The sequence below is a fragment of the Vibrio sp. 10N.222.49.C9 genome, from assembly GCF_041474985.1.
Lineage (GTDB): Bacteria > Pseudomonadota > Gammaproteobacteria > Enterobacterales > Vibrionaceae > Vibrio > Vibrio crassostreae_C.
This window is the reverse complement of the sequence record NZ_JBFRVD010000063.1, coordinates 1-23,759: the sequence shown is the minus strand read 5'-3', so window position 1 is coordinate 23,759 and position 23,759 is coordinate 1. Positions and strand designations below refer to the sequence as shown.

General features: G+C 45.2%; 20 protein-coding genes and 1 pseudogene. 12 read left to right on the top strand and 9 right to left on the bottom strand.

Annotation, left to right across the window (positions count from 1 at the left end):
- Positions 1-57 precede the first annotated feature (57 nt).
- Positions 58-2,184, bottom strand: coding sequence for a methyl-accepting chemotaxis protein (locus AB4585_RS20990; protein ID WP_108111419.1), 2,127 nt, complete (start codon positions 2,182-2,184; stop codon positions 58-60).
- A 193-nt stretch (positions 2,185-2,377) separates the two neighbouring features.
- A complete protein-coding gene (locus AB4585_RS20985; RefSeq protein ID WP_136973525.1) occupies positions 2,378-3,298 on the bottom strand; it encodes a histone deacetylase in 921 nt (306 codons plus the stop codon).
- Positions 3,299-3,560: 262 nt separating this feature from the next.
- Here AB4585_RS20985 and AB4585_RS20980 point away from each other — a divergent pair, with 262 nt between their 5' ends.
- Together AB4585_RS20980 and AB4585_RS20975 are read left to right on the top strand one after the other, a co-directional pair.
- A complete protein-coding gene (locus tag AB4585_RS20980; RefSeq protein WP_017059372.1) occupies positions 3,561-4,247 on the top strand; it encodes an SDR family oxidoreductase in 687 nt (228 codons plus the stop codon).
- On the top strand, positions 4,225-5,256 hold the full coding sequence (locus tag AB4585_RS20975) for a DUF3080 domain-containing protein (RefSeq protein WP_017063445.1): 1,032 nt from the start codon (positions 4,225-4,227) through the stop codon (positions 5,254-5,256). Before AB4585_RS20980 ends, AB4585_RS20975 begins: the two co-directional genes overlap by 23 nt.
- Before the next feature lie 18 nt (positions 5,257-5,274).
- Here the strand turns inward: AB4585_RS20975 and AB4585_RS20970 are convergent, their stop codons facing one another.
- From AB4585_RS20970 to AB4585_RS20960, 3 genes are all read right to left on the bottom strand, one after another.
- Positions 5,275-7,269, bottom strand: a complete 1,995-nt coding sequence (locus tag AB4585_RS20970; protein ID WP_017063444.1) for a DNA topoisomerase III — start codon at positions 7,267-7,269, stop codon at positions 5,275-5,277.
- 115 nt (positions 7,270-7,384) lie between these two features.
- Positions 7,385-7,933, bottom strand: coding sequence for an NAD(P)H nitroreductase (locus AB4585_RS20965; protein WP_017059376.1), 549 nt, complete (start codon positions 7,931-7,933; stop codon positions 7,385-7,387).
- A 207-nt stretch (positions 7,934-8,140) separates the two neighbouring features.
- Positions 8,141-10,150, bottom strand: coding sequence for an FAD-dependent oxidoreductase (locus tag AB4585_RS20960; RefSeq protein ID WP_372170806.1), 2,010 nt, complete (start codon positions 10,148-10,150; stop codon positions 8,141-8,143).
- Positions 10,151-10,429: 279 nt separating this feature from the next.
- Here AB4585_RS20960 and sppA point away from each other — a divergent pair, with 279 nt between their 5' ends.
- Together sppA and ansA are read left to right on the top strand one after the other, a co-directional pair.
- Complete coding sequence (sppA, locus tag AB4585_RS20955) at positions 10,430-12,280, top strand: signal peptide peptidase SppA (protein WP_372170800.1); 1,851 nt, start codon at positions 10,430-10,432, stop codon at positions 12,278-12,280.
- A 118-nt stretch (positions 12,281-12,398) separates the two neighbouring features.
- Positions 12,399-13,415, top strand: coding sequence for an asparaginase (gene ansA / locus AB4585_RS20950; protein WP_048611533.1), 1,017 nt, complete (start codon positions 12,399-12,401; stop codon positions 13,413-13,415).
- A 143-nt stretch (positions 13,416-13,558) separates the two neighbouring features.
- On the opposite strand, the gene AB4585_RS20945 is transcribed toward ansA, so the two are convergent.
- Positions 13,559-13,840 (bottom strand): YeaC family protein, encoded by a 282-nt coding sequence (locus AB4585_RS20945; RefSeq protein ID WP_081230086.1) that lies wholly within the window; start codon positions 13,838-13,840, stop codon positions 13,559-13,561.
- A gap of 113 nt (positions 13,841-13,953) precedes the next feature.
- On the opposite strand from AB4585_RS20945, the gene AB4585_RS20940 reads away from it, so the two are divergent.
- Positions 13,954-14,760 (top strand): DUF2989 domain-containing protein, encoded by an 807-nt coding sequence (locus AB4585_RS20940; RefSeq protein ID WP_372170803.1) that lies wholly within the window; start codon positions 13,954-13,956, stop codon positions 14,758-14,760.
- A 175-nt stretch (positions 14,761-14,935) separates the two neighbouring features.
- Here the strand turns inward: AB4585_RS20940 and msrB are convergent, their stop codons facing one another.
- The gene (msrB, locus tag AB4585_RS20935) at positions 14,936-15,373 is read right to left on the bottom strand and encodes a peptide-methionine (R)-S-oxide reductase MsrB (protein WP_080582205.1); all 438 of its coding nucleotides are present in this window, start codon (positions 15,371-15,373) and stop codon (positions 14,936-14,938) included.
- A 319-nt stretch (positions 15,374-15,692) separates the two neighbouring features.
- Between msrB and gap the strand changes: the two genes are divergently transcribed.
- The 6 genes from gap (at position 15,693) to AB4585_RS20905 (ending at position 22,410) form a co-directional block, all read left to right on the top strand.
- Positions 15,693-16,688, top strand: a complete 996-nt coding sequence (gene gap / locus AB4585_RS20930; RefSeq protein WP_017059382.1) for a type I glyceraldehyde-3-phosphate dehydrogenase — start codon at positions 15,693-15,695, stop codon at positions 16,686-16,688.
- A 242-nt stretch (positions 16,689-16,930) separates the two neighbouring features.
- A complete protein-coding gene (locus AB4585_RS20925) occupies positions 16,931-17,815 on the top strand; it encodes a D-hexose-6-phosphate mutarotase (protein ID WP_102332525.1) in 885 nt (294 codons plus the stop codon).
- Positions 17,816-17,926: 111 nt separating this feature from the next.
- Entirely contained in the window at positions 17,927-18,742 is an 816-nt protein-coding gene (rlmA, locus tag AB4585_RS20920) for a 23S rRNA (guanine(745)-N(1))-methyltransferase (RefSeq protein ID WP_372170796.1), read from the top strand.
- A gap of 75 nt (positions 18,743-18,817) precedes the next feature.
- Complete coding sequence (locus AB4585_RS20915) at positions 18,818-19,771, top strand: ChaN family lipoprotein (protein WP_017059385.1); 954 nt, start codon at positions 18,818-18,820, stop codon at positions 19,769-19,771.
- A gap of 276 nt (positions 19,772-20,047) precedes the next feature.
- Positions 20,048-20,401, top strand: coding sequence for a hypothetical protein (locus AB4585_RS20910; RefSeq protein WP_017070749.1), 354 nt, complete (start codon positions 20,048-20,050; stop codon positions 20,399-20,401).
- Positions 20,402-20,523: 122 nt separating this feature from the next.
- Positions 20,524-22,410 (top strand): BCCT family transporter, encoded by a 1,887-nt coding sequence (locus AB4585_RS20905; RefSeq protein WP_017063436.1) that lies wholly within the window; start codon positions 20,524-20,526, stop codon positions 22,408-22,410.
- 106 nt (positions 22,411-22,516) lie between these two features.
- On the opposite strand, the gene AB4585_RS20900 is transcribed toward AB4585_RS20905, so the two are convergent.
- Positions 22,517-22,954: a YcgN family cysteine cluster protein gene (locus AB4585_RS20900; protein ID WP_017059388.1), complete on the bottom strand. Its 438-nt coding sequence runs from the start codon at positions 22,952-22,954 to the stop codon at positions 22,517-22,519.
- 159 nt (positions 22,955-23,113) lie between these two features.
- Between AB4585_RS20900 and AB4585_RS20895 the strand changes: the two genes are divergently transcribed.
- Positions 23,114-23,362, top strand: a complete 249-nt coding sequence (locus AB4585_RS20895) for a YkgJ family cysteine cluster protein (protein ID WP_017059389.1) — start codon at positions 23,114-23,116, stop codon at positions 23,360-23,362.
- A 20-nt stretch (positions 23,363-23,382) separates the two neighbouring features.
- Here AB4585_RS20895 and AB4585_RS20890 read toward each other — a convergent pair.
- Positions 23,383-23,724: pseudogene (locus AB4585_RS20890) on the bottom strand (DDE-type integrase/transposase/recombinase); the annotation flags it as partial.
- Positions 23,725-23,759: the final 35 nt, after the last annotated feature.

Here is a 23,759-nt window from a genome sequence, read left to right as displayed (position 1 = left end):
AGAAATCAGCGGCTTTTTTGTATCTGGCGTTTGCGTAAAGAACTTACGTATTTTCCACTACGCCACCTTTCGGCTCACTTCAAAACGCCCAATCAATTGGTCTAAACGGCTCAATGCATTGCCCATCAAGGACACTCGACGTGCGAGTTGCTTAGTAGACAGTTGTAAGTCAGATATTGAACGTTGGGCTTTATCTGCCGTTTGTCCATTTTTCTGACTGTTTTCATCTAAGTTAGACATCGTGGTAAAGAGGTCACTCACCGCTGATTGAATTTGCTCACTGCGAGCATTTGAGTCGACTGTTAAGTTTCCTTTACTCACATTCTCGACACCTCGCTCCATGGACTCAACAGCACTGCGAGACTTACTATGCAGCTCTTTCATTAGGTCACTAATATGGTTAGCAGCTTGTGAAGTTCGGTCAGCCAGAGTTCTTACTTCAGAAGCGACGACAGAGAACCCTCTCCCGTGTTCACCTGCTCTTGCCGACTCAATGGCCGCATTCAAGGCCAAAAGGTTAGTCTGCGCGGTAATGTCAGTAATGATATCTATAATGTCAGACACCTTAGTCATTTCATTATTCACCTCATTCACGCTATGCGCCGAGCTTTCTACGATATTGCGAACAATCTCCATGCCTTCGACGGACTGATTGTACTCCTTCTCTGCGCTCAGGACGGCTTGTTTCATCACCGTGTCCATTTGCGTTGCTGAGACACTCGCATGAGTAATTTCGCTCTGTTGATACTGACTCAACTGAAGCATATTGCTTAACGCTTGTGATGCATCATCACTGGTTTGCTTCATCACGACACTGCGACGAAACATCGATTCCGAAACCTCTCTAACTTCGTGACTCGCATGGATCAACTCACTCACCGTGTTATCTAAATTGTCGATAAAACTGTTAGTCCAGCGCCCTAAGTTGCCAAGTTCATTATGACTGAATGTGGTGGGATCAAGTCTCCGACTTAAGTTGCCATCACCTTCAGCTAAGGTCTGCATTACCCCGGTCATTTCATGAATCTTCTTCGCTAGTGGTTTGGCGCTAACTAAACGGAATAAGCCCAATGAAAGCAACGCGCAAGCGAACATAATGCCACTCTGCATAAAAGGTGTGAGTGTATAAAGGTTGGCAAACAGTAATGGAACAAATAGAGGCAGTAGCATGCAGCTGATAAAGTGCTTAGATAAGGTATAACTTAGACTTCGGTCTCTGTAGACCTCTTCTAAATCGGACTCACACATCATGCCAAAGGTATCTGGTGAACCATCCAATTGAAAAGTGATACCTTTGCCAATAACGGGTATGTGGCGATAGTCAGAATACCCCGGATAACCAATAAACAAGTTATTGCCATTTTTAATGGTTTCTCTTACGCCTGGGTGAAGCTGATTAGTGGCTGGGTCTGTAAAGCGAATCTCAAATTCGGTGTGGTGCTGGATCTTAACCGTTCCCCAATCAGTATGAATCCCTTGCTTTAAGTTCTCGCCGTGTGAAAAGGTATTATCTTCAAAGCGAGAACGAGAGAGCGCAACACCCGGCTGAGTATGAGGATCATGAATGGAGTCGACCATAAAGATATAGTTATCACCCGACTCGCTATAAATATGCCCCGCTTCTCTTTGAATAATGTCACCAATAACATCATTTGGAACACGACCACATAGGAATTGCGGCGCCCCTTCATCCCGAGAAAAGGGGACATAAAACATCAGCGTTACTTGGTCATGAAACGATGAACTCGAAGCCCCTACGTTCAACGTGCGCTGATCCATATACGGCCCATGCAGATAACGCTTTGAAGCCCCTTCAACTAAAGCCTTCTTGTCTCCAAGGTTAACCCCTACATGCTCATGATAACTCGATGCTTGTGCTATCCCCTTAGCATCGACGATCGCCAACTCAGAAAAATCCGTACTGCGTTTAAGAAGGCTAGATAACGTCCCCTGTGCTTGCTCTTCCGTTCGACTTGCCAAATAAACAGCAGAGTCTTCTAAAAAGTCCCATTGATTCTTGACCCAGTTATGCAGAAGTTGAACTCGCGTGTGAGCAATACTTTCAAAAGCTTGTTCAAGCTCCTCCGTCCTACTTCGATTGAGGAAACAAGCTCTGCGCATAGCCAGTTTTCCTGTTGCGCCAAACCAATTAAGCCAACTACGTTCCTTGTCCGTCAGGTTCATTTTTATCCCTTGTGTTTTTATAGACACATGGGTCAAGCAATTTACAGACCACAATTAACCACACAAATACGTAACTAATTAATAAAAAAGTACTTTATATGAGTCACAATGGTGCAAGCGTGTCTTTTATGGTGCAAAAGGCGCTTATTTCACACCATCATTTCAATGAACTATCAGCCGCTAATTTGAGAGGTTAACCGTGAACATGATAGGCCGCTTTTAACAGCTGCATGTGAATCGGCACCAGATCTTGGTGTTTAGTGCGGTACCCGCCACCGACTACGCAAGCCATCGGAATAGACTCTGATTTCGCTAATTCAATCATGAAACAGTCGCGCTCAAATATCCCTTGTGTCGAGACATTCAAATAACCCAGTTCATCGTCTTGATGAATATCTATCCCCGCATCATAAATAATCAGATCAGGTTGATGGTGAGCAATCGCTAACTTAGTGACTTGTTCAAAACAACGTAGGAACTCTTCATCTTCTGTTTCACGACTTAATGGCACATCTAAATCGGATAGCGGCTTTCGTGCAGGGAAGTTTTTATCGCAGTGGAACGACAGAGTAATGATGTCGTCGTTGTCTTGGCAAAGAGTTGCTGTGCCATCACCATGATGAACGTCGCTATCAACGATCAGCACTTTATCGATATGTTCAAAGGTCAGCGCGTGTTTTGCCGCTAAAACCAAATCGTTCAACAAACAAAAGCCACTGCCAAAATCATGATGCGCATGATGATAACCACCACTCAAATGAATCGCTAAACCAGTCTCTATTGCCATTTCAGCGGCCAAGCAGGTTCCACCACTTGAGTAGAGTGTTCTTTCGATAAGTTGCTCGCTCCACGGGAAACCGATACGTCTCATCTTTGCTGCAGGTAACTTACCAGACACGAGCAAATCAACATATTCGCTATCATGTACCTGTTTTACTTGCTCAACCGAAACCGGCGTTGGTTGGCACACTTCAAACTTGCACTTCCATCGAGGTTCGCTATTCATCAGCGCCTCAACAGCACTATGCAACAACTGATATTTGTTGATTGGGTAGCGATGACCTTCTGGTAAAGGTAACTGTGAATAGATTGGGTGGTAAATTAAAGGAATCATAATCAGGCTAATTGCGTATCTTTCTCAAAATCATAACAGCCTCAAACTTGGCGACAACCTTAATTAATGATAATGGTTATCATTGTTATTAATTATAAAGTAGAGACCATAATGAAAAACGTAATACTCATCTTTGGGGTGATCTGCGGCTCAGCGGCAGCAGTAATGATTTTTGTAGGAATGCTAATGGCCAGTTGGTGGAGCGTTGATTTTCTCGTGTTAAGCCATCAAACTTAACTAATTGAACTGAAAAGGAATCACCATGAGCGTTATTTTTATTACTGGAGCGAACCGCGGCATTGGCTTAAGCCTGACTCGACAATACTTGGAAAGTAATCACAAGGTGTACGCGACTTATCGTGATGACAATTCAGCAAAAGAACTGCTCTCACTCGCAGACCACAACACCAACCTTACCTGTATTCAATTAGAGATAACCGATTACCAAGCAGTAAGCCAACTCCCTTCGCAAATAGAGTCGATTGATATCTTGATCAACAACGCTGGCTACTATGGCCCTAAAGGCTACGGGCTGGGTAATACCGATGTTGAAGAGTGGCGTCGTGTATTCGAAGTCAACACCATCGCTCCACTAAAGCTTGTCGAAACGCTATTGCCTTTACTCAAAGACAGCGATATCAAAAAGGTCGCTTGTTTATCCTCTAGAGTCGGCAGTATGTCAGAGAACACCTCAGGCGGCGGTTACATCTATCGCTCCTCTAAAGCCGCTCTAAACTCCGTGGTGAAGAGCCTAAGCAACGACTTAACCGATGATGGCTTTACGGTGTTAGCACTGCATCCAGGTTGGGTGCAGACTGAAATGGGTGGCCCTAATGCTCTGATCGACACCGACACTTCAGCTTCCGGCCTGATTGAAGTCATCGAGTCAGCGAATACCGAAGTGAGTGGTCACTTCTTCAATTTCGATGGCAGCGAAATTGACTGGTAATCCACAGATGAATGCAGGGCATCTCTCAAACCTAGTTAAGCACTCAACGCTGTTTTGTCTAACAGTGATGCTAGCTGGCTGTTTCAGTGATGGCCCCGGCGACTTGTTCGACGACTATCAAACAAAGATAGCCAGAGTACAAGATGCTGACGAGATAATAGAGGAATGGGAATTTGAAAGCCTACCGAGAAAACGAGAACTGCTGCTTGACGTGCCCTCACTCTCTATCGGCCTCATCGACAGCTACCAGCTTCGTCAGTGTGGATTGTTCAATCTGATTGCAGAAAGAAATTCGGTTCTGGGCAAGGTCGCGGATGAGTTTCGTAATTACGATTATCAAGTCGCGCTACTTGAAGGCGTGGGCAAATGTTTATCCAGTAATGAATTAGACCCAGAGATCGTAGAATTACTAAGAGAAATTGAGCAACAGAAACTCGCACAGTTTCCACTGCATCAATGGAATCTCATCTATGCCAGCGATGCTATGCAGTCACAAATGCGGGGTAGTCAGTGGTTACGCGCTGATATAGGCGATCAGGTACGACAAACCAGTGATGCGTTAGAACACATCAATCAAGCGTTAAACACATCGCTCGTTTCCGGCAAAACCACTGAGGTTCAAGAAGTATTAGAGAAGAGTTCGACCCTTGGGGATTTATACTACTCGCTCGCTCGGGCGTCAGTTGAGCTTGATACCATCACCAAACAGCTGACAACTTTTGATGACAAGATCATCTGTGGTAAACAACGAGACACCACTAAGTTCCGCTATCTCAACAATGTGTTCGAGCAACAATACATAGGTAAGGTTCAACCTTACATGGCGCAACTGGATGGCTACTATCAGCACATAGCCCCGCAACTAGGAATGTTTGACGCGCAACCTGAACTGCACAGTTATTACTTTCCCATCCAAGATGCACATCAAGCCTTTCGATCATCCACTCGTCGCCATGTTGACTATTGGCAGCAACTGTTTAAACGTTGTGGCCGTAAAGTCGGTCGCTAATCCTAACCTCAATAAGTCTTAGCTTTTAGTGCTCTTTTTAGCGGAAGTACCTTTCTTAGCATACGTACCTGTCTTGGCGTAAGACTTCTTCGCCCCACCGCCTTTACGGCGTTTGAAGGCAGGTCTCTCGACTTTAGGAAGGTGGCGGAGTGATTCAGGAACTTCTCCCGTTTTTACTTTACCCATTAAACCATCAATCTTGCTTTCTAACGCTTGCATGAAAGGCTGATACGCTTGATTTCGTTCTGCCATGCCTTGCAGCTGGTGCTCCCAATGTGCCGTCATGTCTGGGAAGGTAGAATCCTCAGGTAAGGCATGAATCAAGCCTCTGCCCGCAGGGCTACTGTGAATACTCTTACCTTGGCGCGTTAGCAGCTGCCTTTTGAATAGAGTATCTAGAATACCCGCACGGGTTGCTTCTGTGCCAAGGCCATCGGTTTCTTTCAAAATGGCTTTGAGATCTTTGTTCGCAACAAAACGCGCGATACCTGTCATCGCTTGAAGCAATGTCGCTTCCGTGAAGTGTTTTGGTGGCTCAGTTTTCTTATCACCAATCACGCCTTCACGGCACGTCAACACCGTACCTTTATCCAATGGAGGAACCGTATCCGTGCCATCCCCTTTTTCTTCGGTATCCGTTTTACCCATCAACACCTTCCAACCCGGGTTGATAAGCTGACGCCCTTTTGCGATGAACACGCCACCAGCGATATCAAAGACCAGCTTAGCATCAGCAAAAACCGCAGGTGGGTAAAACTGCATTAGATACTGACGAGCGATTTGCTGATAGATTTTCATCTCGTTGGCAGACAGGCCGTTCACCGATGACTTCTTCGGAGTAGGAATAATCGCGTGGTGAGCATCGACCTTACTGTCGTTCCATGCTTTTGATTTAAGAGAAAGGTCCGCACCTTGAGCGCCACTTTGCAGCTCTTTCGCATTGTTAGCGATAGCATCAACGATCGATTCTCGCTGCGAGTAGTGCTCTTTAGGTAGATAGCGGCTATCAGAACGTGGGTAAGTGATGAGTTTGTGTTTCTCGTACAATGACTGACACGTATCTAACACCTGTTGAGCACTCATACCAAAACGCTTAGACGCATCAATCTGCAAGGCTGACAGCGAGTAAGGCAGTGGCGCAGCTTGTTTACTTTGCTTTTGCTCTGATTCCGTCACCGTCGCGGGTTGATTCGCAATTCGGTTAGCCACATTCTCAACCAGCTTTCGATTGAGCACGCGCCCTTCTTCATCTTGCCATGGTTTACATGCTTCGCTTGGCTTCCAACGCGCACGAATATCAAAGCTCTGGCCGTGATTTTGATAAGGGATCAAAGCGTGCAAAGTGAAGTAATCTTTCGGAATAAAGTTTTCGATCTCTTCATCGCGCCTTACCACCAAACCAAGTACAGGCGTTTGTACTCGCCCGACCGACAACACACCTTGGTAGCCAGCCTTTTGACCGAGTAAGGTATAAGCACGAGTCATGTTCATGCCATACAGCCAATCGGCTCTAGAGCGCGCTAATGCGGAAATAGAAAGCGGAATAAAGTCACGGTTGCTGCGCATTTGAGAAAGTGCACGTTTTACGGCAGGTAAGTTCAAGTCGCTGATCAGTAGCCTGTCCATCGACTCTTTCTTAGCCTTAGAGACTTTGCAGTAATCAATCACTTCATCAACCAGCAACTGCCCTTCTCTATCCGGGTCTCCGGCGTGAACAATTTGAGTGGCGTCCTTCAATAGCTTTCGGATCACCGTGAGCTGTTTGCTTGAAGTCTTACGCGGTCTTAGCTGCCATTGCTCCGGCACGATAGGAAGATCGGCTAAATTCCACTTCTTATAACGGTCGTCATAAGCATCCGGCTCAACCTGCTCCAATAAGTGTCCAATACACCAAGTCACCACATCCCCATTGCCACATTTGATAAACCCTTGGTCTTTCTTTTGTGGATTAGGTAGTGCAGCGGCGATCGCGCGGCCGAGGCTTGGTTTTTCAGCAATAATAAGGCGAGACATGTTTTTCCAGATGCTACAAACAATTAGAGCCACATTATCTAATGTGGCTCTAATAAATCAAGAAAAACTGGTTGTTTATACAGTTAGCATTCCACTATTCAAGCTTCAGCTTTCTTTATAAAAACTCAACGAACTTAGAGAAGTCGCGCTCTGGCACTTTCATTGGTGTACAGCCTGGAGTGCCTAGGTATAGGAAGCCAACAATTTCATCGTCGCCTTCTAGGCCAAATGCTTGGTGTACTTCTGGGTGGAACATCCATTTACCTGAGCGCCAAAAGCCTTGGAAACCTTGTGCGACTGCGGCCATTTGCATCGCCTGTGCAGCACAACCCGCAGACAGATGTTGTTCGATAGCAGGCACTTTCTCGTGCTCAGTTACTTTGGCAATCACAGTAATCACCATCGGAGCTCGGAACGGCGCTTTTTTTACTTTCTCGATAACCGCTTCTTCGCTGTCATCCGCTTCAGCGGCGCGCACCAAGATGTCTGAAAGCTTTTGTAGGCCTGAACCTTGCGCGATAACAAAGCGCCATGGTGTTAGTGCACCGTGGTCTGGAGCACGCAGCCCTGCTTTGATGATGTTTTCTAACGCCACACCTTCAGGTGCCGGATCAGAGAGTTTTGCGATTGAGCGTCTGTTGAGCAATAGATCCAAAGCATCCATTTGAAGTCCTTACTATTTCTTTATTATTTGTATACTTGAACTTTAGCACAGAATACAAACGATAATAAATCTCAACGGCTGTCCATTTAGGCTAGATTAGAAACAATAAAGGCTCCTAAATCTATGACTTAGGAGCCTTGTTCAAAATCTAACTCAGCAAATTAAGTAACAATATCTACTGATAAGATTACAGTTTGATAGCTGATTCTATAACTTAATCGCTAGCTCAACACCTTGACGAATTGCGCGTACTGCATCCAATTCACCCGCGTAATCGGCGCCGCCTATCACATGCAGTTTGCCACCAAACTCTTGCCACATGTCTTCGAATGGACGAACTGACACCTGACCTGCACATACGATAACCGAGTCAGCATCCAGCACCTGCTCTTTCTTACCAACGCTGATATGCAGACCTTGGTCATCAATCTTGTTGTAGCTCACGCCACCCAGTAGATTAACACCGCGTTTTTCTAGTGTGCGTTTGTGAATCCAGCCTGTAGTTTTGCCCGGACCTTTACCAACACGACCCGCTTTACGCTGCATCACCCACACCGTTTTATCGCTGAATGAATCAGGGTAAGGGTAAAGTCCGCCTGGGTGTTCCATATTCTTATCGATGCCCCACTCATGCAGCCAATCGTCTAGGCTGTGTGAAGTCGGTTCTGTCAGCATGGTTGCCACATCGACACCAATACCACCAGCACCAACAATCGCGACCTTTTCGCCTACTGGTGTCTTTTCGCGAATCAAGGTTTGGTAATCGACCACGTTTTCTTGGTCAATGCCCTCAATATCGAGCTTTCTTGGCTCTACGCCAGCCGCCATCACGACTTCATCGTACTTCAACAACATCTCAAACGTTGCCTCAGTATCCAGTTTCAGGTTCACGCCTGATGCGTCGATTTGGTTAGCAAAGTAGCGAATCGTTTCTCTGAATTCTTCTTTACCCGGAATCTGCATTGCCAATCTAAACTGACCGCCGATACGGTCATTTTTCTCAATCAAGTCAACCTTATGCCCACGCTGAGCTAAAGTCGTTGCACAGGCTAAACCGGCTGGGCCTGCGCCGACAACCGCAATGGTCTTAGTCGCTTGCGCTGGCTGAACAACAATTTCAGTCTCGTAACAAGCGCGTGGGTTCACCAAACAGCTCGCACGTTTACCTTTAAACACGTTATCAAGGCAAGCTTGGTTACAACCGATACAGGTATTGATGAACTGAGCTTGGTCTTGAGCTGCTTTATTAACAAAATCCGGGTCTGCCAAGAATGGACGCGCCATAGACACCATATCAGCCTGCCCAGAGCTAAGAATACGTTCGGCCTCTTCTGGCGTATTAATTCGGTTACATGTCACCACTGGGATCGACACGTATGGTTTCACTTTTTCCGTCACCCAAGAGAATGCGCCTCGTGGTACTTGCGTCGCGATAGTCGGAACACGCGCTTCATGCCAACCGATGCCGGTATTGATAATAGTCACGCCTGCTTCTTCCAGCTTTTGAGCCAATAGAACAACATCTTCAAAGGTGCTGCCTTGCTCAACCAAATCCAGCATCGACAGTCGGAAAATAATAATGAAGTCGTCACCCACTGCTTCGCGAATCGATTTAACAATCTCCAGCGGGAAACGCATGCGCTTCTCATAAGAACCGCCCCATTCGTCGTAACGCATATTGGTACGTTTACAGATGAATTGGTTAATCAAGTAACCTTCAGATCCCATAATCTCAATGCCGTCGTAACCCGCGACTTGGGCGAGTTCGGCACTGTTGGCAAAGGCACCAATGGTCTTTTTAATCTGACGAGGGCTCATCTCACTTGGAGCGAACTTAGCGATAGGCGCTTTAATGCCAGACGCACTTTGCGCAAATGGGTGCATCGCATAACGACCTGCATGCAACAATTGAAGCGCAATTTTACCGCCGTGCTTGTGGACGGCTTCGGTAACAACTTGGTGCGCTTTAGCGTGCTTTACTTTACTGAATTCAGCACTGAATGGGGTTAATCTGCCACGTAAATTAGGAGAGAAACCACCAGTAACAATAAGACCAACGCCTCCTTTTGCTCGCTCTTTATAAAATGCGGCGAGTTTGTGGAGACCTTCTTTATTTTCTTCTAAACCTGTATGCATTGATCCCATCAATACACGGTTACGTAACTGGGTAAATCCAAGATCGAGTGGTTCAAGTAAATGTGGGTACATGGCAGACATCACTTCTATTATTTTATCCTTGTGGTCTGACCACAGTATAGTTCAATTACCAAAAGTTCAAACAGCCGTTTACATTTTTGTAACACCGATCATAATGCTGCACGTATTAATCGTTCAGAAGCCCTTAATTTGACTACACTTAATGAGAATATATATCGATTAACAATTCTTGGTGTAGTTTGAGCTTGGGAATTATCGTAGGATACTAAGCAGTTCATATTATTGAGATTAATGGTACTACGGCTTGTTAAAGCGACGTGATCTCACTGCGGAGACAGAATGAAAAAAATATTCAAATTTATAGGCATGTTCTTTAAAGGGATTTGGAAGCTCATTACGTTTGTACGTCTTGCGCTGGTTAACCTAGTCTTTTTACTCAGTATCGCCATCATCTACTTTGTGTACTTCCATTCAGATACGGCTCAACCGACGATTCCTCAGGATTCGGCTTTAGTGCTTAATCTGTCTGGCCCTATTGTGGAACAAAGCCGCTATATCAATCCGATGGATTCGGTCACAGGTTCACTACTTGGCAAAGACCTTCCAAAAGAGAACATCCTGTTTGATATCGTTGAAACGATTCGCTACGCAAAAGACGATGACAAGGTTACTGGTATCGTTTTAGCTCTCAAAGAGCTGCCAGAAACCAACCTGACCAAGCTACGCTACATTGCTAAAGCATTGAATGAGTTCAAAGCAACAGGCAAACCGATTTATGCGGTGGGTGACTTTTACAACCAAAGCCAATACTACCTAGCCAGCTACGCAACTAAGGTATTCCTATCACCAGATGGTGGGGTTCTTCTTAAAGGCTATAGCGCTTACTCGCTTTACTACAAAACGTTGTTAGAGAAACTAGACGTAAACACGCACGTGTTCCGTGTGGGCACTTATAAGTCAGCTATTGAGCCTTTCATTCGCGATGACATGTCAGACGCAGCGAAAGAGTCCGCTTCTCGTTGGTTAAGCCAACTATGGGGTGCGTACGTTGATGACGTCAGCAACAACCGTCAAATAGACGCTAAGACACTGAACCCAAGCATGGACACCTTCTTGAAAGAACTTGAGTCTGTGGACGGTGACATTGCAAAACTGGCCGAGAAACTTGGCTTAGTGGATGAGCTAGCGACACGCCAGCAAGTTCGACTAGAGCTTGCCGATGTTTTCGGCAGTGACGGCCAAGACAGCTACAACGCGTTTGGTTACTACGAATACCGTACAACCATGCTTCCAAACATGACTAGTGAATCACACGACGTTGCCGTGATTGTAGCGAGCGGCGCAATTATGGATGGCAAGCAACCGCGTGGCACAGTTGGCGGAGACACCACTGCAGCCCTACTGCGCCAAGCACGTAACGACGATAAAGTGAAAGCCGTTGTACTTCGTGTCGATAGCCCAGGTGGCAGTGCCTTTGCTTCTGAAGTTATCCGTAATGAAATAGAAGCGATCAAGCAAGCGGGTAAACCGGTTGTTGTGTCGATGTCGAGCCTTGCTGCTTCAGGTGGTTACTGGATCTCGATGGGTGCGGATAAGATCCTAGCTCAACCAACCACACTAACGGGTTCAATTGGTATCTTCAGTGTTATCACCACCTTCGAAAAAGGGTTGAACGATATTGGTGTTTACACTGATGGCGTTGGCACCTCACCTTTCTCTGGTCTTGGTATTACAACTGGACTTAGCGATGGCGCGAAGGACGCGTTCCAAATGGGCATTGAAAACGGATACCGCCGATTCATCAGCCTAGTTGGAGAAAATCGCGGTCTGGAAGTCGATGCTGTCGACAAGATTGCTCAAGGCCGAGTTTGGACAGGTCAAGATGCGATTCAGAAAGGCTTAGTCGATGAGATTGGTGATTTCGATGATGCGGTTGCAGCTGCGGCTTCACTTGCAGAGCTTGAAAGCTACAACATCTACTGGGTAGAAGAGCCACTTTCGGCCACTGAACAATTTATTCAAGAATTTATGAACCAAGTTCAGATGTCGATAGGCCTAGATATTCAATCGATGATACCAAGCAGTTTACAGCCTGTTACTCAACAGTTAGCTCAAGATAGCCAGCTGTTAGGCAACTTTAACGACCCACAAGGCCGATACGCTTTCTGCTTAAATTGCCAAGTTCAATAAGTTGAGCCAATAACTCAATAGCTAAGGGGTGCCTCTGTGTGAGGTGCCTCTTTTTATTGCATGATAATTCGCTATAATCGCCCCCCTGTTCCCTACATCACACTAAGTATTAATCGCCATGGAAAGAAAACACATCTATATCGCGTACACCGGCGGCACAATTGGCATGCAGAAGTCTATTGACCACGGCTATGTTCCTGTCGCAGGTTTCATGGATAAGCAGCTAGCTGGCATGCCTGAATTCCATCGCCCAGAGATGCCTGAGTACACCATTCACGAATACTCTCCATTAATGGACTCTTCAGATATGACGCCACTAGATTGGCAGACTATCGCTGATGACATTCGCGCGAACTACGATAAGTACGATGGTTTCGTTATCCTGCATGGCACAGACACTATGGCTTACACTGCCTCAGCACTGTCTTTCATGCTTGAAAACCTCGGCAAACCTGTGATTGTTACGGGCTCTCAGATCCCATTAGCAGAGCTTCGTTCAGACGGACAAGCAAACCTGCTGAATGCGCTACACATTGCGGCAAACTACCCAATCAACGAAGTGACACTGTTCTTCAACAACAAGTTGATGCGTGGTAACCGAAGCACTAAATCACACGCAGATGGCTTCAATGCGTTTACGTCTCCAAACCTGAATCCTTTGCTAGAAGCGGGTATCAATATCCAACTTAGCAATAACGTAAAGGTAAACGAACAACCTGAAGGTGCTTTCAAGGTTCATAACATTACTCCGCAACCTATCGGCGTAATCACAATGTACCCAGGCATCTCACACGAAGTTATCCGTAACACGCTATTACAACCTGTTAACGCGATGATTCTGCTTACTTTTGGTGTGGGTAACGCACCACAAAACCCAGAACTGCTTCAGCACCTGAAAGATGCCTCAGAGCGCGGTGTGATTGTTGTGAACCTAACTCAATGTTTGGCTGGCAAAGTCAACATGGGTGGTTACGCGACAGGTTGTGCACTAGCAGAAGCGGGCGTTGTCAGTGGTTACGATATGACACCAGAAGCGGCACTGGCGAAATTGCATTATCTATTAAGCCAAAACCTAGGCTACGAAGAAGTGAAGACTCAGATGCAACAAGTGTTGCGCGGTGAGATGAGCTTATAACCGGTTCAAGGATTCACGTTAAACCCAATTATTCTATGAAAGTAACGGCGGCTTAACGTGAACTAAATCGTTTTATTGCTTATAAATAAACGAGTTAAACTAAAAGGGGTGGCACATTGCCACCCCTTTGTTGTAATTTAAGCTTAATGATTCGGGTTAACCCTAACAATGTCTTCTTGATCTGACTTAAACTGTTTCTTTAGTTCAGACTTAGATTTAAAGCTAATCTCACCACCAGCTGCAATCGTCATATGTTGAGCTTCAGAGTTATGTTTAGATTGATATAACATAACCGCTTGCATACACGAGTCGCGCTGTTCTTTTGAGAGCACCGTACCTTCTGGCCATTTACCCGTTTCAACTGCGTAGGTTAAACGTTCGTAGACCTCGGGTGTCATTGCGCTAAGAAGTTGTTCTGCATCCATGGTAAAGCCTTAGTTTTAACAATTTTCACCAGAAAATAACCCGTAACAGAATTGAGTCAAGAACCTGACCAATAATAAGTGCATCTGATCACAAGTGAAGGAATATGAAAATTATGAAATGGTTGGCGATTAGCCTATTGCCTTTCACTCTGGTTGGGTGTCTTGAAGGGAACAAAAATACCGATCAACTGTGCCAAAGCAACCCGGGTCTTCAGTGTGAACAATTGAACATGAACGATGGGCAATGTCGTGTCGCACGTACCGACCTCATCTGGCATCGATTTGAAGTTCAGAAGCAACCCACCGAAGTCAACAAAATTAAAGAATTCGAATTAGTCACGGCCTATAAAAAGTGCCTAGAACTCGCGGCGCAGATCGAAACGATCGATCAATCTAAGCTGCAAGAGCGTCGCTTTACCTCTTTAATGCACAGTATCGAAGAGTCTGAGCGCATTGTTGATGAGCTATCGAAATCCGATACACCGGAAACGCTATACTTCTTGTGGTCGCAAACTGGGGACACCAACGCCAGACGCAGTTTCCTACAACTAGAAGGCACTGAAGCGTTAAACACAGCTGAGATGCAATATGCCTTGGCAACCTTCTATACTACCCGCAATCATATAAAGACACTTAAGCTACTCAATAATGCGTTAACGCTTTCTAATGGCTCGGCAGCCAACACTGAAATCTTCAAGTCGATGGCCAGTATCAACCACAGCCTGGGTCATATGGAAAAAGCGTACGTTTGGGCAATGGTTGCCAAAGACTTTCATGTGCCGATTGCTTCTGAAGCCGAGCTCACGGTGTTGTACCATTTCGACAAGGCAACCTATAAGAAGCTAAATAAAGACGCAGATAACATCGTCGAAGCGATTGAGGATGGAATTTACAGCCCTTCAATCGTCCCGAGTTACTGATCGCTTCATTTATAGTGTTCTTACTTAAGCTTCTTATTCACCTGCTTTCAAATAAAAACAGCTACCTTTTTGGTAGCTGTTTTTATTTGTACTAGAGTTAAATCTGAAATCTTGGGCGTTTCAGCATTCCTAAATCGACAAATGCGACCTGTAAGGATTAGACAATAGTTACAAGTTATTTCGTACTTTCGTCATTTTTGTTGAAAATTAACGACACTGAATTAACACAGAACCGTTCACCTGTGGTCTTCGGGCCATCTGGAAAAACGTGACCTAAATGGCTATCACAGGCGGTACAACGGATCTCTACACGCTTCATTCCGTGACTTAGATCTTCTATATAGCGTACTGCTTCATCATTCACTGGGGCATCAAAGCTTGGCCAACCACACCCAGAGTCATATTTGTTATCCGACAGAAACAAAGGGCTTTCACAGCATGTGCAGCTATAGACGCCAGTCTTATGGTTGTGCAGTAACTTGCCGCTATATGGGGCTTCAGTACCACGCTCACGACACACTGAAAATTCGTCGTCCGTTAGGCGCTCACGCCAGTATTCATCAGGCTTTATCATATTTCCTCCCTTTTGAATCACGTTAATATCTCTCCACATTCTCAGTTATTATATTTACTTTTTTCTATAAAGGCTTGCATATGAGTCGTTTTGTAGCACATACTTTCTCACCAGGAAACATTGTACATATACACTCATAAGTGAATCATCATTTAGGGGTATTTTACCCAACTGGAAGGGTACAGAGCCACTTGCAATGGTCAATTTTCAATCACTTACACCCAATTGTTAAGAAAAGCGTCGCTTTTTTTTGACATTAAACAAGTTAAGTCGGATTATCTATTGCAGATGTATACTGGATTCTGTAATTTTACTACCAGTTATCTTTAATCAGAAATTAAGTTGTGGAGCAACTACAATGACTATCAAAGTAGGTATTAACGGTTTTGGCCGTATCGGCCGTTTCGTATTCCGCGCAGCTCAAGAGCGTGCAGACATCGAAGTAGTAGGTATTAACGATCTAATCGACGTAGAGTACATGGCATACATGCTTAAGTACGACTCAACTCACGGCCGTTTCAACGGTACTGTTGAAGTTGAAGGCGGTAACCTAATCGTTAACGGTAAAACTGTACGTGTTACAGCTGAGCGTAACCCAGAAGACCTTAAGTGGGATGCTATCGACGTAGACGTAGTTGCTGAAGCAACTGGTCTTTTCCTAACTGACGAGACTGCACGTAAGCACATCACTGCTGGCGCTAAGAAAGTAGTTCTTACTGGTCCTTCTAAAGATGCAACTCCAATGTTCGTAATGGGCGTTAACCAAGCATCTTACGCTGGTCAAGACATCGTTTCTAACGCTTCTTGTACTACTAACTGTCTTGCACCTATCGCTAAAGTACTTAACGATAAGTGGGGCATTGAGTCTGGTCTTATGACTACAGTTCACGCTACTACAGCAACTCAAAAAACTGTAGATGGCCCTTCTGCTAAAGACTGGCGCGGTGGCCGTGGTGCTTCTCAAAACATCATCCCATCTTCAACTGGTGCTGCTAAAGCTGTAGGCGTTGTTCTTCCAGAACTAAACGGCCTTCTAACTGGTATGGCTTTCCGTGTACCAACTGCTAACGTATCTGTAGTTGACCTAACAGTTAACCTAAAAGAAGCTGCATCTTACGAAGAAATTTGTGCTGCAATGAAAGAAGCTTCTGAAGGCGAAATGGCTGGCGTTCTTGGTTACACTGAAGACCAAGTAGTATCACAAGATTTCATCGGTGAAGTTCAAACTTCAGTATTCGATGCTAAAGCTGGTGTTGCTCTAACTGACAAATTCGTTAAAGTTGTATCTTGGTACGACAACGAAATCGGTTACTCAAACAAAGTTCTAGACCTAATCGCTCACATCTCTAAGTAATTTCTTTTTAGAAATCGCTTTAGATAAGCATTAGCGAAGGCTGTTTTGAGCAGACTTTGAAAAAGGCGACCTTAGTGTCGCCTTTTTAATGCCTGCTATCTTTTAAACCGCGTCTGTCTAAGCTCATCAAGATAGCCCAAACGCAAAATTCAATTCTAATACTGACTCTGCTTGTTACTCATGAAAACACAAGCATCACTCTAGTCAGCATTTGAATTCAATTTCCTTAGAAGGATCATGTAATGGATTTATCTACTCTACCTGCACTGGCGGTACTTTCTGACAACGTCACTATCGTTGAACACGAAGGTGTAAAACTGGTTCGCGTTATCCACGATAAAGCAAACGCAGCGATTTCACTGTTTGGCGGCCATGTGGTGTCATTCCAACCGCAAGGTCAAGAAGACCTAATTTGGATGAGCCAACAAGCTAAGTTCGATGGTAAAACGGCTCTGCGTGGTGGTATTCCAGTATGTTGGCCTTGGTTTGGCCGCATTGCAGCACCAGCACATGGTTTTGCCCGTTCAAGTGAATGGCAATTGGTTGAACACCGTGAAAGCGAAGCTGGCGTGATTGTTAGCTTAGGTCTGAAGCCAAGCGAAGAGACGCTAGCAGTATGGCCTCATCAGTTTGATGCTCGCTTGAATGTTGAGATCGGCGAACAACTAAAAGTAACGCTGGACGTGAAGAACACTGATTCTCAGCCATGGACTTTCTCTGGTGCACTACACACTTACCTAAACGTTGGCGATATCCACAACACAACCACCACTGGTATGGGTGCTGAGTACATTGATAGCCTGCAAGGTGGCAAGATCTGCCAAGGTGGATCTGAACTGGTACTGACCGACACGATTGACCGCGTTTACACGCAACCAGAAGCGCAAATCTTTGTTGCTGACAAGAAGCTGGATCGCACGCTAACAGTTGAAAACCACGGTCATAACTCTGCAGTACTGTGGAACCCGTGGGCAGAAGGCGCTGCGGGTATGGGCGACATGCAAGACGACGGTTACCTAACCATGCTATGTGTTGAATCAACACTGCACGCACCAAGCCTAGAAGCAGGAAAAACATTACAGCCTGGTGAAAGCCACCAGCTGATTACTGTGATTAGTGCCCAATAACCGTATAAATACAGTTATAAAAAACGATTTTTGAGCGGCTTTATGTCGCTCTTTTACTTTTTGGTTTTAGCTCGTTACACTTGCGCTGTCTATTCTCCTTTAGAGGTCTCCATGACTTACCAATGCCCTTTGTGTCACCAACCTTTATCTCAAAACGATCGTACGTTTAAGTGTGAAAAGAACCATCAGTTCGACCTAGCGAAAGAAGGCTACGTCAATTTGATGCCTGCGCACCACAAACGCTCAAAAGATCCAGGTGACAACAAAGAGATGATGCAGGCACGTCGTCGCTTCCTTGAAGGTAACCACTATGACCCAATGCGCCAAGCGGTGGTGACGTTGTGTTCTCGCTATCTACCAGAAGAGACGCCTAGCCTATTGGATATTGGTTGTGGCGAAGGTTATTACACCAACGAAATTGCTGTGAATCTTCAAGAAAAGAAAGGGGCTACTTTTGGCCTAGACATTTCTAAGATTGCTATCAAATACGCCGCTAAACGCTACCCTGCTGTCGACTTCTCAGTTGCATCAAGCCATCGCCTACCCTTTGCTGAAAACAGCTTAGACGGAATTCTACGCATTTACGCGCCTTGCAAGGCTGAAGAGTTACAACGCACCATCAAAGATAATGGTGTGGTGATCACCGTGACACCAGCTAGCCGACACCTGTATCAACTGCGTGATGCAATTTATGATGGCGTTCGCTTGCACGACGAAGATCCAGAAGTGATCGAAGGTTTTACGCTTGAGCATCAAGAGCAACTAAACTATATGATGGAACTATCGGGGTCAGATGCATTCGACCTGCTACAGATGACGCCGTTTGCTTGGAAGGCGAGTGAAGAGTTTAAACTACAACTCACCGAGGCAGAGCAATTCAACTGTGAAGCTGACTTTATGCTGCGAGTGTACCGCAAACCAATTTAATTGATATTGATTATCGTTTGCATTGAAATCTTATCTTGCCTCCTTTAGTATGCGTGTTCTTCAAGGAGGCATTTCATGCAACGTATTATTCTTATCGGATTAGCTACTCTTCTCACGGCTTGTGCTAGTCAACCTGCAAAAGACACTTCTCAAAAAGTGGCTCAAACGGAATCCGTTTCCACATTCTATGACTACCAGTTCGCTTCTCCACAAGGCGAAACACTTTCTCTCGATGCATTACCCGAGCAGCTGATTGACGCTGATGTGGTTCTAATTGGCGAATGGCACACGCATTCTGCCATTCACCGCTTCCAAACCGACTTCTTAAAAGCGCGCCGCAACGCAACATCAAACATTGCGCTTTCAATGGAACAGTTCACTCGAGAGCACCAAGCCACACTTGACCAATACTTAAACGGCGAAATTGGCGAACAAATTCTCATGTCTCAAGCGGCAGCTTGGCCAAATTACGAAAGTGATTACCGCGCGTTAGTTGAGTTCGCAAAAGCCAACGACGTCGATGTTATTGCGGCAAATGCACCAAAGCCATTCGTGCAGTGTATTGGCCGTAAAGGATTGCCTTACCTAGACCAATTATCGACCGAGCAACGCCAATGGATTGCTGCCGAAGTGGATACTGGCGATAGCCCTTACAAAGAAAAGTTCATGGCTTCTATGCATCACGGTACGCCAGAGCAAACAGAAAAGCAGTTTGCCGCTCAGGTTACCTGGGACGAAACCATGGCTGAGTCGATTGTGGATTACCTAGCATCAAACCCTGATAAACAAGTGATTCACGTGGCTGGCAAGTTCCACACCGAGGGTGGTTTAGGGACGGCGGCATCAATTCTACGTCGTAACCCTGATTTAAAAATCGCCATCATCAGCCCGGTTGAAGCGATCTCATCGGATAGCGGTGATTATCAGCTTGAAGTGCTTTCGCCGCCGGCTCGCTTTGTAAAGAAAGAGAACCGAATGAAGGCATACAAGCATCTGTCAAAACGTAGCGCTAGCCTAGAGTGTGAGTAGGACCTGTTGATCCACTCTTCTAAGCTAAAGAGTCGATGGGCTAATCCTAGATAATTAGCCCATCGTCACAACTTGATCACGTTCCCGTCATTCATCCTAACTCTATCTAAAATCAAACATTCTTATCGGCACAAGACTTGCTTAGTAAATAGACGATTTAACCAAGCAGACGAAAATGTAATGTGCGAATAAAAAAACATCACTATCGATGATTAATTGCACAAGTTTTTCACACCTCTGCCGATACTATATTTAAGGATAGGTAAGGAGAGCTATATGACGCCAGTAGGAACGAGTAATACTCAGCTGTATTCGCCTTCGCAGATGAACGCTAAGAGTTCAGCTAACGAAGCTGAAAAGCCTACACCGCTTAAGGTTGAGCAAAATACGGTTAAGCTTTCTGATGAAGGCAAAGCACTCTTATCTGCCCTAAAAGAAATTGATAAAGAAGCGAAGAAAGTCGAAGCAGAAAACGCGACAGTTACCGATAAAGTTGAGTCATTCGCTCATGGTGCCTTGGGTATGGATCACCCAGATAAGATTGAAGAAGAAGATGATGGTTCTTATTCAGCGGGGCAATACCTGTCCGCAGCGGCAACCGTAGGCGGTATTCTTCTCGCACTCATTTAGCCTTGCCAACCTATCGCATTCTCTAGAATAAAAGCGATTTATCGTTACGACAATAGACCCGATTAGGTCTAAAAAACGAGTTCATTCCATAATTCCGCTCTCATTTTAATGGAATAATACTCGTGAAAAACACTTTTGAGCTTATCGATAAGCCAACCTTTTTTGGTGCTATAGCACTCCTACTCACGATAGTTTTCCCGCTCATTTTGTTCCCTGCACAGGGCGCAGACTGGATTGCGGTTGCGAAAACATTCATGACTGATCAACTCGGATTCCTGTATCTTGCTCTAGGTCTCGCAGCCTGTGCATTTATGGTGTACGTAGTATTCAGTGATATGGGACAAATTAAACTAGGCGAAGCTGATGAAGAGCCTGAGTTTAAAACTGCATCATGGGCTGCCATGCTATTTTGTGGCGGTATCGGTGCAAGTATCTTGTATTGGGGCTGTATTGAGTGGGCTTACTACTACCAATCACCGCCTTTCCAACTAGAACCTGGCAGTGAAGAAGCAGTACGCTGGGCTGCGACCTACGGCCTATTCCACTGGGGACCAATCGCATGGTCTATCTACCTAATCCCGGCAATTCCTATCGCTTACTTCTTCTACGTACGTAAACAACCTGTTCTAAAGATTTCAAGCGCATTAATGCCTGTTCTTGGTGAACACCGTAGTAAAGGCGTACCAGGAAAGATCGTTGATATCCTATTCATTTTCGGTCTATTAGGCGGCGCTGCAACAACATTAGGTTTAGCCGCTCCTCTGATCACTGAAGGTCTAAATCACCTATTTGGTCTACCTAAAAATAACCTAACGCAAGTGATGGTGCTTTTAGTGTGTACTGCGATTTTTGCTTACTCATCTTATGCTGGATTGGAAAAAGGCATCAAGATCCTAAGTAACATCAACTTCTGGGGTGCGATGGGTCTACTGGCTTTCGTTCTGATCGCGGGTCCAACAATCTTCATGTTAGAAACAGGCTTAGACTCAATTGGTCGTCTACTGTCTAACTTCTTCGTGATGGCAACGTGGGCTGAACCATTTGGTGGTTACGGTACATTCGAAAACACTCACTTCCCACAAGACTGGACGATTTTCTACTGGGCATGGTGGCTAGTATTTGCACCGAGTATGGGTCTGTTTGTTGCGCGTATCTCTCGCGGCAGAACCATCAAACAAATGGTGTCAGGGTCGATCTTCTTTGGTTCTCTAGGTTGTTTCCTGTTCTTCATGATCTTAGGTAACTACGGCCTATCACTGCAGCTTTCTGGTGAGCTAGATGTCGTTGCCATTTTGAATGCGGAAGGCGCAACCAAAGCTATCTTCTCGATGCTTGCACAATTGCCAATGAGCACGCTGGTTATCGCTGTATTTACAATGCTGTGTATCATTTTCACGGCAACAACATTTGACTCTATCTCATACATCCTAGCGTCTGTTGTACAAAACAACGTGACCGAAGAGCCAATGCGCTGGAACCGTATGTTCTGGGCATTTACTCTGTCGTTCTTACCAACGATTCTAATGTTCTTAGGCGGTCTAAGTACGCTACAAACGGCGGCGATTGTTGGTGGCTTACCACTGCTTGCTATCTCTGTGATGCTGATGATTTCAGCGGTTCGTGCGACTAACCTCGACCTACGCCATCAAGATGCGTATATCGAGCCAACGATCAACATCGAAGAACTGCCAGACATGGACCCTTGGTCTGCTGAAGGTATGGCGTTGGCTCAGTTTGAGAAAGAAAGAGATGCAGCACAAGAAGCCGCAGAACTTGAGCGTGTTGCTTACACAGAACTTGCCGCAGTGAAGAAAGAAATTCGCGCTTATGTATTAGAACAAGGTTCACAAATGGAAACTCACGAGTTACCAGAGAACCTACAACAAGCACTTGAGCAGGCCGAGAGTAATCTTAGTGCCGCACAAGCGAAAAAGATCGAGTTATCTGAGCAAGCTCAGAATGCTCGTATCACGTTCAATCAGGTGGTTGCAGACTTACCGCTTGCTTGACATTAGCCATGACACAGTCCATTGATTTGGACCCTCCTAAATACGACAAAGGCTCACAGAAATGTGAGCCTTTTTTTTATTCGGGTGATTGACTAGTCTTCGTTAACTAGCGGTTCGGGTGGTTCAAGATGTGATCTTCCCAATCGACAACATCGATTTCGTATACCACTTTGTTACGAACGCTTTCACCTGCTGCATGCATCTCTGTTTTTGATCCGGTGATCAACGGGTGCCATTCAGGAATCGGCTTAGATTCTGATAAAAGGCGGTAAGCACAAGTGTCTGGTAGCCAGTGAAACTCATCGATCTTGTCACGAGTCAGCTTCAAACACTCTTCACCTGAAGTGAAGCGGTTCGGGTAATCTTTACACGAACATGTTTTGTCGTTTAACCAGCTACACGCCACATTGGTGTAGTAAACTTCATCGCTATCTTCATCCATTAGTTTATGTAGGCAGCACTTACCACAACCGTCGCAAAGTGATTCCCACTCATTCTCGGTCATCTGTTCTAGTGTCTTTTCTTGCCAAAATGGATTCGTCATAGGATTACTTCTTACTCTTTTACTGGGGTGCGTGTTATACCGCTAGCCCATAAAAAGTTCAAGGATAATAATTGTTCATTCTTTGATTCAATCAACAGCTGTCACTCTCATCATTTTTTGCTACTATCGCGCACCCTGTTATTTAGTGAGTTTAATTTGATGGAATGTCGCCTAGGTTGTGGAGCATGCTGTATCGCTCCAAGTATTACATCTGCTATTCCTGGAATGCCTAATGGTAAGCCTGCTGGGGTACGCTGCATCCAATTAAATGAGCAAGATCTCTGCAAATTATTTGGTCAACCTTCACGCCCGAAGGTATGTCACCAATTCAAAGCTTGCCCTGTCATTTGTGGTAAAACCGACCAAGAAGCCCTTGATAACCTGATCGAGTTAGAAGCTATTACCTAAGCGTATTAGCCCTTTTCTATATCCCAGCAATTTCTTTTCCTACTCATACTTTGCTTTAGGTTATAGGTGCTTATGAGGCCTCAATAGTCTTTCAAACAATACTGACTACCTCGCTATGAGTAATAACCGTTTCAGGAAACTCTCGGCGAAATAAAGCCATCGATAAGACATCACAGATCAATGAGGCCTTTATTCTCGTACCCATAAACCAACCAATAACTTGCCTTGAATAAAGGTCAATAATGGCAACTAATTATAGCCAATATTTGTTTGTAGCTACGTCGGTGATATATCCTGCCCATTTTTAAATTAGCAGTCGTTGCACTGAAGACCTGAGCGAGCAAGGCCGTAACTACGGGTATTCAGTTCAGGTCAAGAAGGGCGTTGTTGATCAAAT